At 72.9% G+C, this 14,271-nt stretch carries 12 protein-coding genes; 6 read left to right on the top strand and 6 right to left on the bottom strand.

The window, feature by feature from the left end; genetic code table 11:
* The first annotated feature begins 55 nt into the window (after positions 1–55).
* From OG562_RS42340 to OG562_RS42330, 3 genes are all read left to right on the top strand, one after another.
* Positions 56–736 carry a sigma-70 family RNA polymerase sigma factor gene (locus OG562_RS42340; protein WP_266407622.1) on the top strand — a complete coding sequence of 227 codons (681 nt, stop codon included), beginning with the start codon at positions 56–58 and terminating at the stop codon, positions 734–736.
* Positions 737–904: 168 nt separating this feature from the next.
* Positions 905–1,678 (top strand): anti-sigma factor, encoded by a 774-nt coding sequence (locus tag OG562_RS42335; RefSeq protein WP_266407619.1) that lies wholly within the window; start codon positions 905–907, stop codon positions 1,676–1,678.
* A gap of 139 nt (positions 1,679–1,817) precedes the next feature.
* Positions 1,818–2,258: an SPW repeat protein gene (locus OG562_RS42330; RefSeq protein ID WP_266407616.1), complete on the top strand. Its 441-nt coding sequence runs from the start codon at positions 1,818–1,820 to the stop codon at positions 2,256–2,258.
* Between the two features lie 209 nt (positions 2,259–2,467).
* Here OG562_RS42330 and OG562_RS42325 read toward each other — a convergent pair whose 3' ends face one another.
* Positions 2,468–3,925: a hydrolase gene (locus OG562_RS42325; protein WP_266409821.1), complete on the bottom strand. Its 1,458-nt coding sequence runs from the start codon at positions 3,923–3,925 to the stop codon at positions 2,468–2,470.
* Between the two features lie 312 nt (positions 3,926–4,237).
* Between OG562_RS42325 and OG562_RS42320 the strand changes: the two genes are divergently transcribed.
* On the top strand, positions 4,238–4,501 hold the full coding sequence (locus tag OG562_RS42320) for a GlsB/YeaQ/YmgE family stress response membrane protein (RefSeq protein WP_266407613.1): 264 nt from the start codon (positions 4,238–4,240) through the stop codon (positions 4,499–4,501).
* Positions 4,502–4,629: 128 nt separating this feature from the next.
* Here the strand turns inward: OG562_RS42320 and OG562_RS42315 are convergent, their stop codons facing one another.
* Together OG562_RS42315 and OG562_RS42310 are read right to left on the bottom strand one after the other, a co-directional pair.
* Complete coding sequence (locus tag OG562_RS42315) at positions 4,630–5,406, bottom strand: GNAT family N-acetyltransferase (protein ID WP_266407612.1); 777 nt, start codon at positions 5,404–5,406, stop codon at positions 4,630–4,632.
* A 178-nt stretch (positions 5,407–5,584) separates the two neighbouring features.
* Entirely contained in the window at positions 5,585–6,322 is a 738-nt protein-coding gene (locus OG562_RS42310; protein WP_266407610.1) for a chaplin, read from the bottom strand.
* 324 nt (positions 6,323–6,646) lie between these two features.
* Between OG562_RS42310 and OG562_RS42305 the strand changes: the two genes are divergently transcribed.
* A complete protein-coding gene (locus OG562_RS42305; RefSeq protein WP_266407607.1) occupies positions 6,647–8,290 on the top strand; it encodes an alpha/beta hydrolase in 1,644 nt (547 codons plus the stop codon).
* Positions 8,291–9,745, top strand: a complete 1,455-nt coding sequence (locus OG562_RS42300) for an FMN-binding glutamate synthase family protein (protein WP_266407605.1) — start codon at positions 8,291–8,293, stop codon at positions 9,743–9,745.
* A 30-nt stretch (positions 9,746–9,775) separates the two neighbouring features.
* Here the strand turns inward: OG562_RS42300 and OG562_RS42295 are convergent, their stop codons facing one another.
* The 3 genes from OG562_RS42295 to OG562_RS42285 form a co-directional block, all read right to left on the bottom strand.
* Complete coding sequence (locus OG562_RS42295; protein ID WP_266407602.1) at positions 9,776–10,558, bottom strand: alpha/beta fold hydrolase; 783 nt, start codon at positions 10,556–10,558, stop codon at positions 9,776–9,778.
* A 67-nt stretch (positions 10,559–10,625) separates the two neighbouring features.
* Positions 10,626–11,762, bottom strand: a complete 1,137-nt coding sequence (locus OG562_RS42290) for an alpha/beta fold hydrolase (RefSeq protein WP_266407600.1) — start codon at positions 11,760–11,762, stop codon at positions 10,626–10,628.
* Entirely contained in the window at positions 11,759–14,257 is a 2,499-nt protein-coding gene (locus tag OG562_RS42285; protein ID WP_266407598.1) for a thioester reductase domain-containing protein, read from the bottom strand. Before OG562_RS42285 ends, OG562_RS42290 begins: the two co-directional genes overlap by 4 nt.
* Between the last annotated feature and the right edge of the window lie 14 nt (positions 14,258–14,271).

The raw sequence follows: 14,271 nt of genomic DNA, 5'->3' as shown, positions 1-14,271 counted from the left end.
GAGGACGTCCCGCACCGGCCTGCGCGCAGGCCGTACGACGTGAGGAGCCGTCGTCATGCGCCCGCAGTCGACCGCCGTGACCCCGCCCGCGGCCGCCCCCGGCCGCGCCCCGGCCCGGGATTCGCACACTCGCGCGGAGGGGTCGCTCACGGACGAGGAGCTCTCCCGGGGGCTGGTCGCCGGGGACGAGGCCTGTCTGTCCGCCGCGTACCGCCGCTGGTCCGCGCTGGTGCACGCGCTGGCCCTGCACTCCCTGGGAGACGCGAAGGAGGCCGAGGACGTCACCCAGCAGGTGTTCCTCGGCGTGTGGCACGGTCGTGCGGGCTACCGGCCCGAACGCGGCGCCCTCGGCGGCTGGATCGTGGGCATCACCCGGCGCAAGGTCGCCGACGCCCTGGCCGCCCGCGCCCGGCGCCGCCACCTCGTCGCGTCGGCCGCAGCCGCGCTCGCCCTCACCGACCCCGACCGCGGCCGTCCCGAGGCCGCCCTCGACCGCGTCCTGCTCCGCGGCGAACTCGCCCGGCTCCCCCGGCCGCAGCAACGGGTGCTGCGGCTGGCCTTCTTCGAGGACCTGACCCAGACGCAGATCGCGGAGCGCACCGGCTGGCCCCTCGGGACGGTGAAGAGTCACGCCCGACGCGGCATGCGGCGACTGCGCGGCCGTCTGAGGCCTGAGGCGGAAGCAGAGGCGGAGGCTGAAGCAGAAGCAGAAGCGGAGGCCGAAGAGGGCGGCTGAAGAGGACGACGTACGCGGAAGGCTGACGCGGCCTGCTGAAGCGCCGGAGCCCTGCCCCTTCTCAAAACGATCCGCCCTCAGACCAATCCGCCGCGCCTCCCGCACCGGATTACGCCCGTAACACGTCACACGCCTCGCCCCACGTCGCACACCTCGAAGGATCCCCTCGTGAAAGAGCTCGCCGCGGATCTCCACACGTTGACGGGCGCGTACGCCCTGCACGCCCTGCCCGACGACGAACGCGCGGCCTTCGAACGGCATCTCGGGGAGTGCGAGGCCTGCGCGCGGGAGATCGCGGAGTTCGCGGCGACCGCCGCCCGGCTGGCGACGGCCGCGGCCGTGCCGCCCCGGCCCGTGCTGCGGGTACGGGTGCTCGGGCACGTCGCGGACGTCCAGCAGGACCCGCCCGCACCGCCGGTCCCTCCGCCGGGGACCCGCCCGCACCGCACGCACCGCGCGGCGCGGCGCGGGCGGCGGCTGTCCCGGTGGGCGCTGGCCGCCTGCCTCGCCGCGGCGGCGCTGGGCGGCACGGCGGTGTGGCAGTACCAGCGCGCCGCGGACGCCCGGACCGAGGCGGGCCGGTCCCAGCGCGAGGCGGACGAGGTGGCCGCGGTCCTCGCCGCGTCGGACGCCCGCTCGCGCACCGTCCGGTTGTCGGACGGGGGCACGGGCACGGTCGTCGTGTCGGCGCGTCTCGACCGGGCCGTGTTCCTGGCCGTCGGGATGGCCGAGCCGCCGGGCGGCAAGGTCTACCAGCTGTGGTTCGACGACCGGGGCGTCCTGCGCGACGCCGGGCTGATGGCCCCTCACCGGGCGCGTCAGGCGGTGCTGCTGCGGGGCGCCGTGGACGGGGCGTCGGGCGTGGGCGTCACCCTGGAACCGGCGGGCGGCTCGAGTGCGCCGACCTCGGAGCCGGTCGCGCTGTTGTCCCTGCCCGCCTGACGGGGCCTGGACGGCCGCGGCCCGATATTCCCTCCGAGCTCTACACATAAAGGGTAAATAAGCGCAGAATGGCACTGCGCGGCGCTTACCGCACACCGCACCAGACGCGGTCAGGCATGCGACTCAAAGGAGACGAGTCATGGCCAACGTCTCGCCCAGCAGAAGTGACATATCGACCCACCCCGATGTATCCGAGATGCGGGCGCGCTACGACCGCATGCTCGGTGGTCGCGACGTGGCGCTCGTCGACGGACCGGTGTTCCTGCTCGGTCTGTACTGCGCCGTGTCCCCGTGGATACTCCACTACACCACCAGCCAGCCCGACCTCGGCACCCACAACCTGGTCGTCGGCATCGCGATCGGTCTGCTGGCTCTCGGGTTCACCGCGGCTCCGGCCCGCATGTACGGCCTCAGCTGGGCCATGTGCGCGCTGGGCATCTGGATGATCGTCGCGCCGTGGGTGGTCGGCAGCAGCCCGGACGCCGGTGTCGCCGTGAACAACATCATCATCGGCGCGCTCGCCCTGATACTGGGGATGATGTGCGCCTTCACGGCGGCGAGGAGCACCCCGAAGCCGTGACGCACTCCGACACCGGGATCCCGGCAGGACCCAGGCCGGAAAGGCGGCCGGGCCGACCCGCGGGCGCGGGTCGGCCGGCGACGACGACGTGCGGCTCGTCCGGGTGCTGCTGACCGCCGCCGACGACACGGTCGAACGGCGGCTCAAAGGGCGCGAGTTGGGGTCGGACCGGTTGGGCCGCCGGGTAGGGCGGCCCAACCGGTGTGCCGTCAGCTGACGTTCAGCGCCGTGTCGTCGATGACGAAGGACGTCTGCAGAGTGGAGCCCTCGGTGCCGGTGAACTTGAGGGTGACGGTCTGGCCGGCGTAGCTCGCGAGGCTGAAGCTGCGCTGGGTGTAGCCGCTGGCCGCGTTGAGGTTGGAGTAGGTCGCCAGGGTGCCCAGGACGGTGCCTGAGCTGTTGAGGACCTGGACCTTGAGCGTGTCGTACGCCGTGCTGGTGCTGGTCTCCGCCGTGTCGATGTGGAGATAGAAGCTCAGGGCGGCGGTGGTGCAGCCGGACGGGATGGTCACGGCCTGGGACAGGGTGTCCGTGGTGGCGCTGCCGTAGCCGTCCAGCCAGGCGTAGTACGAACCTGTACGGGCGGACTGGCTGCTGGAGTTGGTGATGACGCCGCTGCTGGCGCTCCAGGTGGTGCTGCCCGACTCGAAGCCGTTGTTGCCCAGGAGCTGCGAGGCGGTGCAGGTGCCGGAGCCGCCGCCGTCGTCCCCGCCGCCGCTGCTGCCGGCCCCGGCGAGCCACTCGGTGGCGTTGAGGGCGAGGGCCGCGTTGGTGGCGCCGGTGTCGTTCCAGCCGTCGTAGAGCGTGTTGCCGGACTGGCCGGTGCCGTCGTCGACGGGCGAGCTGTCGCCCCAGAAGGCGACGCGGCCGCTGCCGAAGGTGCTGGTGGCGAAGAAGGCGCCGGTGTTCCCGGAGTAACCGCTGCGATACAGCAGGCCCTTGACCGAGGAGTTGTCGGCCGGCTTGAGGGTGGCCGTGGTGCCGGAGGCGATCAGGCTCTTGGTGACGGTGCCGAAGGAGCCATGGAGCACGGGGTCGGTGCTGTCGCTGATCGCGGCCGGATACCCGGAGCTGATCGAGAGGGAGTCGATGGAGAAGCCGAACGGGTCGGTGGAGTCGACGCTGTTGTTGGTCATCAGGTCGTTGAGGATCTCGACCGCGTCCTCGCCGTCACTGTTGCGGTCGGCGCCCGTGTGGTCGGAGATCATGAACAGACCGCCGCCGGCCTGCACGAAGTTCATGATCGCCGTCTTCTCGGCGGTGGTGAACAGCGTGTTGGGCTCCGGCAGGACCAGCGTGTCGAAGTTCGACAGGTCGGTTGTCGACGAACCGCCGTAGGTGAGGGCGCTCGTGGCGGTCTTGAGGCTGTAGTCGCCGGTCTTCTGCAGGGCGACGCCCCACGACGAGAGCGCTCCGGTCCAGTCCGTCTCGGCAGACGGGGAGGAGTCCTGGGACAGCGGGTCGGGCTTGCTGGTGGAGATGATCCAGTCGGCGTTTCCGGCCTCCTCGGCGTGGCCGTCGTCGAACAGGATGCGGTGGGGGGTGGCCGCGTGAGCGGGCGTGGCGCTGGGGCCGACCTGGAGGGCGGCCCCGGTGAGCAGCAGCCCGAGGCCGGCCAGGCAGGTGGTGACCTTGCGACGGGATCTCTTCGATCCGACCGAACCGATCGATCCGGATGATCCTGACGATCCGAGTGATCCCAACGATCCGAGTGATCCGAGCATCCGGCGAACCTCCGTGAGGGGGTGGGGAGGGAGACGAGGCGGGTGCGGGTGCGGAGTGTCGATCTGCGCGCGTAGACCTCGCATTCGAGGGTTCTACACGCGTGGAACGATTGAAAGGTACATGGCATGACTGCGCGCTGAACATCAAGCGCGGGCAATAAGGCGGCAACAACGCGGGCGGCGACAAGCGGAACGGACTGCCCCACCCTTCAGCGGGCACATGCACTCCAACAGCAGAAGAGGGGAGGAGCGGAGATGGAGATCGACGGAATCATCAGTGCCGTGCTGATCGGCGTCATCGTCGGTGTTCTGGGGCGGCTCGTCGTGCCGGGGCGTCAGCGCATCGGCATCCTGTGGACGATCCTCGTCGGCATCGTGGCCGCGTTGATCGGCTCCGCGATCGCCGCGGGCTTCGGCGTCGCCGACACCAAGGGCGTCGACTGGATCGAGTGGCTCATCCAGATCGGTCTGGCGGCGGTGGGCGTCGCGGCGCTCGACCGGTCCAAGGCGCGCCGCTGAGCACAGGTGAGCGCGCGGGAGGGAACTTCGCGCGTCACGGTCCCGAACGGCTTCGGCCGCCGACCGTTCGGGACACGCGGGACGGACGGTCGGCCCAGGCAGCGGAGCCGGCGTCCACCGGCGCGGCTCTACGGCATGTACATGTACGGCGTGGTCGTGCTCAGCGCCGCGAAGCCGAGGCGTTCCAGGATGGGCCGACTCTGGTCGGAGGCGTCGACCTGGAGGTAGCGGTAGCCGCGGTCGGCGGCGATATGGGCGCGGTGGGCGACCAGGGTCCGGTAGATGCCGCGCCCACGCCATTCCTCGACGGTGCCGCCGCCCCACAGTCCGGCGAACCCCGTCCCGGGGATCAGCTCCATGCGCGCCGAGCTCACCGGCACGTCCCCGGCGAGGGCGAGCAGGGCGACGATCCCGTCCGGGTCGGCGGCGAGGCGCGGGACCAGCATGTCCCGCAGCCAGGAGCCGTCGCGTCCGAACGCCTTCTCGTTCGCCTCGACCATCAGCTCCACGCCGGCCCGGTCGGTGACGGGGACGATGCGGACGCCCTCCGGCGGCGTGGCGTCGACGAGCTGGGCGCTCGTCTCGCTGATCATCAGGGTCTCCTGCGGCTCGGCCGTGAACCCGGCCGCCGTCAGCCGTCGCCCGAGGTCGGCCGGCCGGTCGTGCCCATGGAGCTTCCACTCGAAGTCGCGGCCGCGCCCGCCGAAGTAGGCGATCTGCGCGGCGATCACGGCGTCGGCGTCGACCGCGTCCAGGTCCGACCAGAGAACGCCGTTCCAGCCGCCCTCCGCGCCGACGTGGCGGACCACGCCCCCGGTCCGTTCGACACGGGCGTCGGAGCTCTCGGGGCGCGCGCCTTCGCGCATCTCCTGGTCGTACAGGGCGAGTACCGCGGCATGATCCATACGCCCACTTCAGCACCCTGAAGCGGTCCCGACAACGCAATTACGGCCGTCCAGGCGAGCACGGCCGCAGGCCCCCCTTCCGGCGAGAACCGGCGGGGGCCTGCGGAGACCTTCGGGGACCGGCGGGACACTGCGGGGGCCTTCCCGGCTCCCGCCCCCACGGGTCACAAAGGGAGGCTCAGCGCTCCGTGCGCGGGCGGAACCGGCGGTAGAGGGCCGCTCCGCCGAGCACCATGGCCGTACTGCCCGCGAGGGCCGACAGCGTGCCGTCGGCTCCGGTACGGGCGAGGGAGGGCACGGTCTCGGGGGCGGCGCCCTCGGGTTCGGGGGCGGCCGGGACGGTCTTCGGGCCCGGGTGGGTCTCGGTCTTTGCGGGCGGCGTGTGGCGCGTCGGCGACTGCGGCTGCGGCGCGGACTCGGCGGGGTGGGCGGGTGCGACGGGGTGGGCGGGGTGTGCGGGGTGGGCGGGCTCCTTCTCTGAGGTGTTCACGGACTCGTTGCCGATCGCCGGGTTCAGGATGCCGACGACGTTCACGCTGTTGCCGCTGGCGTTCACCGGGAGGTGGACCGGCAACTGGACGCCGTTGCCGGAGACGACGCCGGGCGAGTCGGTCGCGCCGCCCTCAGCCGCCGCCCCTGTCCCTGCTCCGGCCGCCGTCCCGGCGCCGGCCCCGGCGCCCTTGTTGGCACAGGCCGTGCCCGCGGCGGGGTTCAGCACGCCCACGACGTTCACGGTGTTGCCGCACAGGTTCACCGGGAGGTTCACCGGCAGCTGGACGCCGTTGCCGGAGATCAGCCCGGGCGAGCGGGCCTCGGCGCCGACGGCCGCGGAGTCGGCGTGCGCGGGCAGCACCACCGCCATCGCGCCGGAGGCGGCTGCGACAGCGATCACACTGTTTCGGGTAACCCGTTTCATGGGGTCCTTGCCTTCCAGACATGGTCGCGGGCACTCGCCCGCACCCGATCAACGCGGACCAACCCTCCGAGTTATGGCCAAACGCCCTTTCACCCCATTGGGCGTCACCCACGTCGAACCTGTGGCAAACCCGTCGAATACGCTCCTCGGGCGTGCGCCGCAAGGACGCGGGCCCTCCCACACCGCCCTCCTGCCCTCCCGCACCGCCCTCCTGCCCGCCTGTCCGGTGCCCCCGCCCGTCCGGAGGCGGGCCGTCCGGAGGCCGCTTATCGTGATCGAGGACGTCATGTCCCGGTCCGCTGCGGGGCGTCCCTGGAGGCACTGATGCTGGCCATGCTGTCGACGGGGCCCGGGCTGCGCCGCTGTGCGCTCGCCGCGGCCGCCGCACTGACCCTGCTGGGCGCGGGCCCGCCGACGACGGCCGCGCCCGGGAACGCGAACGGAAACCGAAACGGAAGCGCGAGCGGAGACGCTGGCGGAGACGACGGCCCGGACCTCTCGCGGTTCTACGACCAGAAGATCTCCTGGTCGGCGTGCCGGGGCGACGGCATGCCCCACGATCTGCAGTGCGGCAAGGTGACCGTGCCCCTCGACTACGCCCGCCCCAAGGCCGGCTCCCTCGACCTGGCGCTCGCCCGTTATCGGGCCACCGGCACGAAACGGGGCTCGGTGCTGCTGAACTTCGGCGGCCCCGGCGGCGCGGGCGTCCCCGAGCTCGCCTACGGCGGCAAGGAGTTCATGGACCTGACCGACGGCTACGACGTGGTCGCCTTCGACCCCCGGGGCGTCGGCCGGTCCTCGCCCGTGAGCTGCGGGGACGGGGACGACGACGCGTTCGCCGCCGTCGACGACGACCCGGCGCTCAGCGATCCCCCGGTGCTCCTGGCCCGGTTGAAGAAGGCGGCCGCCGCCTGCGCCGAGCACTCCGGGCCGGTCCTGCCGCACATCGGCACGGTCGACGCCGCCCGGGACCTGGACGTGATGCGGCAGGCGCTCGGCGACAGGAAGCTCAACTACCTCGGCTTCTCCTACGGCACCCGGCTCGGCGCGGTCTACGCCGCCCAGTTCCCGCACAAGGTGGGCCGGATGGTCCTCGACGGCGTCGACACGCTGACCGAGCCGCTCGCGGAGCAGGGCATCGCGGGCGCCCGGGGCCAGCAGGTGGCGCTGGACGACTTCGTCGGCTGGTGCGTGAAGGACATCGCCTGCCCGTTCGGGCAGGATCCGCGGGTGGCCCGGCAGGAGGTCGTCCGGCTGGTGCGCTCGCTGGACGAGGACCCGGTGCCGACGGACTTCGGCGACGCGTTCTCCGGCCAGGACCTGGTGGGCGCCCTCGGGCAGGGGCTGTACAGCAAGGAGCTGTGGCCGTCGCTGGAGCGGGCGCTCGCCCAGCTCGTCGAGAGCGGCGACACCAGCGGGGTCATGGCCTTCGCGACCGGCGGCATGACCCTCCCGCCGCGGGACCCGGGCGGCGGCACGCCCTCCCCCGGGGCGCTCGTCGACGAGGAGGACGTCCCCCTCGACAACCTGCCGGCGGCCCTGATGGCGATCAACTGCGCGGACGACCCGGACCGCCCCAGCGCCGGGCAGATCGCCGCGGACCTGCAACGGCTGCGCGCCGCCTACGACGAGGCGTCGCCGGTGTTCGGCCAGTACCGGCTCACCGAGGTCCTGACCTGCTACGGCCGCCCGAAGGGCACCGACTTCATCCGCGACGAGGTGAAGAACCTCGGTACGCCGAAGATGCTGCTGGTCGGCACCCGCGGCGACCCGGCGACGCCGTACCGCTGGACCGTGGAGACGGCGAGGCGGCTCGGTTCCTCGGCCGTGGTGCTCGACAACAAGGGCGAGGGCCACACCGGCTACGGGTCGTCCAAGTGCGTGCACCGCAAGGTCGACGACTTCCTGCTGTACGGCTCCCTGCCGCCCAGCGGCAGTTCCTGCGGGCCGGACGAGGACGAGGGCTGAGTGCGCGGCTACGCGTCCCTGCTGCTGGTCGCCCTGAGTGCGGCGGGGGCGGTGGTCGTGTCGTGCGCCGTGTCCGCCGGGTGGTGGGGCGCGGCGGCCCCGCTGCTCGCGCTGACCGCCGTGGGCCTGTGGGACCTGTGCCAGCGTCGGCGTTCGGTCCTGCGCACCCATCCCCTGGTCGGCCGGCTGCTGTATCCGACGCCGCCCGCGCCCGGCGCCCGGCAGGACGACGACGAGTACCTGGTGCCGTCGATGGCCCCGGTCGAGCCGCCCGAGGAGGAGCCGAGGGTGCGGGTGGGCGGGCCGGACTGCGCCCTGCCGTACGACATGGCGCTGCTGAACGTGTCCGCGCTGAGCTTCGGGGCGCTGTCCCCGAATGCGGTCCTCGCCCTCAACCGGGGTGCGGCGCTGGGCCGTTTCGCGCACGACACCGGGGAGGGCGGGCTGTCGGACCACCATCTGCGCGGGGGCGGCGATCTCATCTGGGAGATCGGGACGGGGTACTTCGGCTGTCGGACCTCCGACGGGGGCTTCGACGCACGGGAGTTCGCGGACCGGGCGGCGCTGCCCGAGGTGAAGTGCGTGTCGCTGAAGATCTCGCAGGGGGCGGCGCCGGGGTTCGGCGGAGTGCTGCCGGGGGCGAAGGTGAGCGCCGAGATCGCGCGGGCGCGGGGCGTCCCGGAGGGCGAGACGGTGATCTCGCCGCCGCTGCACCGGGTGTTCGCGACGCCGCGGGAGCTGGTGCTGTTCCTGGCGCGGATGCGGGAGCTGGCGGGCGGCAAGCCGACCGGGTTCAAGCTGTGCGTGGGGTCGCGGCGGCAGTTCCTCGCGGTGTGCCGGGCGATGGCGGCGGAGGGGGTGACGCCGGACTTCGTGGTGGTGGACGGGGCGGAGGGCGGTACGGGCGCGGGGCCGACGGAGTTCGCCGGCCTCCTGGGCATGCCCTTGACCGAGGGGCTGATCACCGTGCACAACGCGCTCGTCGGCGTCGGCCTCAGGGATCGGGTGCGGATCGGGGTGAGCGGGCGGATCGCCACGGGCGCGGACATCGTCGGACGGCTCGCCCTGGGCGCCGACTACGCCAACGCGGGCCGCGCGATGATGCGTGCCCTGGGCTGCGTCGGGGTCGGCCGCTGCCACGCCAACACCTGTCCGGCCGGAATCGCCACCCAGGACCCGCTGCGGGCGCGGGCCCTGGACGTGGCCGACAAGTCCCGGCGCGTGCACCGCTACCAGCGGGCCACGGTCCGCAGCGCCGTCCGGATCATGGCGGCGCTGGGCGTGACGGAACCAGGGGCGCTCGGCCCCGGGCATCTGGTGCGCCGTACGGACCCTGCGACGCTCCGCTCCTACACCGAGCTGTACGAGTGGCTGGAGCGGGGCGCGCTGCTCGCCGGGCCGCCGCCCTCGTGGGAGGCGGACTGGAAGGCGGCGGACCCGGACAGCTTCGACTGAAGTGGGCCGGGGGGCGGCCGGACAGGTCCTCTAGGAAGGCTTGGCGCTCACGAAGGCGTCGATCGCGGCCGTCAGCTCGGCCGGCTTCTCCACGGGGAGTTCGTGGCCGGCGTCCAGGATGCGGACGGTGGCGTCCGGGTAGGCCTTCGCCATCCGCAGCATCTGCTTCACCGGCAGCTGGATGTCGTAGTAGCCGTGGATCATCAGGGTGGGGGTCCGGATCTCCCCGACGCGGTCCAGGACGTCGAAGGCCCGCATGGCGCCGTACAGCGTCATCACGACCTCGCGCGGGGTGTCGGCGGAGGACTTGATGTACGCGCGGATCTCGTCCTTCGGGTAGCCGGGGGCGAAGGCGCGCTGGATGTTGGTCGCGACGAACAGCTTGAAGGGGACGAGCGTGGAGGCCGCCATCAGCAGCCCGCGGCCGCGGCTGTACGTCATGCGGGCGATGGAGTTCACCAGCACCAGCCGCTCGACGCGGTCGGGGTGGGAGAGCGCGACGGTCTGCGAGATCATCCCGCCCATCGAGTGGCCGACCAGCACGAACCGCTCGATCTCGAGGTGGTCGAGGAGGGCGAGAAGGTCTCCGGCCAGCTCCTGGACCGTCTTCACGCCCGCCCCGCCGCTCTCGCCGTGCCCGCGCAGGTCGAACCGGATCACCCGACGGCTCGCGGCGAAGTGGGCGACCTGGTGGTCCCAGCGGCGCCGGTTCGCCGTCCAGCCGTGCACGAACACCACGGGCACGCCGTCGCCGTCGCGCGGGCCCTCGTCGTCGTACGTCAGTGTCGCGCCGTCGACTTCGAGCTGCGGCATGGGTGCCTCCTGCGGTGCGGTGCCGTCTGTTACTGCCGCGTACGGTAACCGGCCGTCGGGCTCGCCGTCACCGTCGTTCGTCGAGGAAATCGAGGATGTGTCCGAACACGTCGAGCGCGGCGCCCCGGCCGAGGAACGTGTCGAGGTGACCGTAGCCCGGTATCTCCGTGTAGCGGACGTCCAGTTGGGGCTGCCGTCGGGCGAGGACGTCGTGGCAGAGCTGCTGGGAGTCCAGCCACAGTCCGTTCTCGCTGCCGGCCAGCAGCAGGACGGGGGTGTCGATGCGGGCGGCCGCGTCGAGCGCGTTGGACGGCAGGGCACGGTAGCGCTGGTCGGTGTCGTGCCAGCGCACCACGCTGCGGGCGAGCTCGATGCGGCGCAGGTGGGGCAGGATCCACAGCGGCGCGGGGCCGAGCAGTTCGGCGAGCCGGTCATGGGCGGCCTCGGCGAGGTTCTCGTGGACGAAGAGCGAAGCTCCGGTCCCCCAGGCCGAGTTGTGCAGGATCTGGCAGGTGGGGTCCGGGCAGTCGGCCTTGCGGGAGGCGAGGGCGAAGAGAGGGGTGTACTTGGATCGGAAGCCGACCTTTCGGAAGTCGACCGGGATGTGGTCGATCCGCGTCTTGAGCAGCTCCCCCGCCACCGACATGCGCAGAGAGGTGCGGCCGGCCAGCTTCGGGGTGAGGAAGACTCCCTGGGACACCACTCCGGCCAGGCCGGGCACGAGTCCGGCCGTCATGCTCAGGGAGAGGGCGAGGGAGCCGATGCAGTGGGCGATCACGAACAGGGGGCGGTCGCCGATGCGTTCGCGGATGCGGGAGACGGCGGCCGGGATGTCGTAGAGGGCGACGTCGTCGTAGGTGTACCGCTGCCCGGTCTCGTTGTAGGGCAGGCGGCGGCTGCCGCGCCAGTCGAGGAGCCAGGGCTCGTAGCCGTCGTCGAGGAGGGAGTCGACGAGGTTGCGGGTCTCGGGGAGCAGGAACATGTCGGCGGACGCGGTGTGGCCGTGCAGGAGCAGCACGGCGGGGCGGCCGGTGTCTGCGGTGTCGATACGGGTGAGGCCGAGGCGGACGCCGTCGGGTGCGTGGAAGGGGATCTCCTCGACGCGGGCCGGGTCCAGACGGTGGCGCAGGGGGCGCAGGGCGGTGGTGGTCCTGACCTTGCGCAGCGCCGGCCGGGTCGGGGTGGTCCTGGTCCTGAAGATCATCGGTGGTGCTCCGTGAGGTTCGGGGTGCGGCGCAGGTCGAGCAGGTCGGCGGCGGCCCGGGCGAAGGGGCCGGCCAGTCCGCGGCCCATCTCCAGGCCGAACCAGGCGAGCCAGGTCAGTTTGGCGGCGCGCTTCTCCCGGTCGGTGAGGTGCGGGGCGACCTTGATGCCGTCGATCTGGTCGCGGACGTAGGAGTCGGCGGGGACGACGACCTCGCCGTTCAGGGTCGCGGGTTCGCCCTCGCGGCCGAGTTCGACGGTGAGCGTGCGGGTCTGACGCCACAGGTCGCGACGGGCGCGGGCGTGCTTGTGGCCCTCCAGCCACCAGAGTTCGCCGTCCGCGTCCCGCAACCGGAGGCGGTAGCGCAGGAGTTGGTGCTTGAGGCCGTGCCGCTGCGGAATGCCCTCGTCGGGGCGGACCCAGACGTCGCCGCGTACGACGGTGAGCGGTTCGGCGTGGATCGCCGGGCAGAGGACCTCGCCGGTGACGTCGATGCGGCGCTCCTTCACCAGTTGGTGCATGCTCGCGAGGGAGAGGGTGAGGGACATCGAGCAGGGGGTGTCGCCCAGGGCGCCTCGTGGGGTGCCGTCCGGGTCGCCGCCGACCGGGCGCACGCCGCCCTCGGTGGTCTCCGAGAACCACAGGTACGGCTGGTCGTCCTTGTGCGGCAGCCGGGCGAGTCCGTCGCCGGCGAGCTTCTCGAAGGTCTTCAGCTGGGCCTGGGCGTCGTAGCGGGCGGCGGGCGGCAGGCCGAGGGCCTCGACGAGGGCGGCGGTGCGTTCGCCTTCGGCTGCCGGGCCCGTGAGGGTGGCCTCGCACAGTTTCAGGGCGGTGGGGCTCTGCAACACCCGGGAGAGGAAGCCCAGTTCGGGGACCGGTTCGGCCTCCAGGCGGGCCAGGGTGTCGGCGCGCCACTCGTCCCAGTCCTGGACGCGGACGTGCATGCCGCCGAACGCCATGTCCCGGACGACGTCGTCGAGGGTGTTGGGGACGCCGGTGAGGTGGTAGTCGAAGCCCCAGGCGTCCGGTTCGCAGACGACGGCGACTGCGACGCGGCTGACCCAGTCGACCGGGGCCGAGTTGAGGTAGCGGAACGCCGGTACGGTGCGGAAGCGGCCGAAGGCCGAGATCAGGCCGCTGCTGAGGTCCTGCGGGTTGTAGGCGCCGGTCTTCGTGTGACCGCCGATGCCGCCGGGGCGCAGGGCGGAGACGACCAGCCCGTGGTCGCGGGCGCGGCGCAGGGCGGCCTCGGCGGCCCACTTGGACTGGTCGTAGCCCGCGACGAGCCCGTCGACGTGGGCGAAGGGGTCGTCCTCGCCCATGGAGGGGATGCCGACCTCGTTGAAGACGGCGATCGAGGAGATGTGGTGCAGCGGCTTGGGGCGGCCGGCGGCGGCGAGTTCGGCGAGGGTGAGCGTGCCGAGCACGTTGCTGCCGCGCAGTGACCGGTAGCCGCGCAGGAAGTCCACGGCCGCCGCGACGCCGACGATGCTGTCCAGCTCGTGGGCGAGGGTGTGCCACAGCTCGTCGGACAGGCCCAGGCGCGGCCTGCGGATGTCGCCGGGGAGGACGGTCACCCGGCGGCGCACCTCGGCGTTCCACGGCAGCCGGTAGCCGCGCAGCTGTTCGGCGAGCCGCGCGGTGGCCGCCTCCTCGTCGGCCGCGCGGACCAGGCAGTAGACGTGGGCGTCGCTGTGCCGGAGCAGGTCGAGCAGCATATGGCCGCCGAGGAAGCCGGTCGCGCCGGTGAGCAGGATCCGCCGGGGCGCGGCGGGCTCGGGCGAGCGGATGAAGGGCAGCCGGTCGGCGAGGGCGAGGTCGGCCAGGATCTGGTCGAGGTCCTCACGGCGGGCGGCGGTGCGGGGGGCGTCCTCCGGGAGCGCGAGGGTGGTGACGGGCGGCTGTGGGAGGCGGGGGGACGGGAAGGGGCCGGGGGACGGGGTGGGGCGGGTGCCGGGAGCTGGGGTCGGGAGAGTGCTCGGGGCGGAGGGCGGAAGGGTGCCCGGGGCGGAGGACGAGCGGGTGCCCGGGGCGGCGGGCTGGGGCGTGCCCGGGGCGGCGGGGAGCTGGGACGGTGGAGTGAGTGTGAGTTCCGCCGAGGCGCCGGCCGTCGCCAGCCAGCGTCGGGCGAGGTTGATCGGGCGCGCGTCGGCGAACACGTCGTCGAGGTCCAGCTCCACTCCCAGGTCGCGCTCCAGTTCCGCCGTGAGTTCCACGGCCTGCACGGAGCTGCCTCCGGCGTCGAAGAAGTCGGCGTCCGGGGCGAGTCGGCCCTGGGGCAGGTGGCGGCCCGCCGCCGCGGCGATGGCGGCGGCCAGGCCGTCGACGTCGGGCACGGCCGTCGGGTCCTCGGCCGGGGCCGGCTCACCGCCGCCTGCGACCATCGCCAGCAGTTCGGTGACGCCGAGGCCGCCCTCGCCCCCGCCCCGCTCTATCCACTCGGCGGTCGCCCGCCGCCCGGCGTTCGCGGCCGCGTCCTCGTTCATGTCACGCATGAGTGCCCTTCACG

This window comes from Streptomyces sp. NBC_01275 (genome assembly GCF_026340655.1).
GTDB lineage: Bacteria > Actinomycetota > Actinomycetes > Streptomycetales > Streptomycetaceae > Streptomyces.
This window is presented reverse-complemented; position numbering and strand designations above follow the sequence as displayed.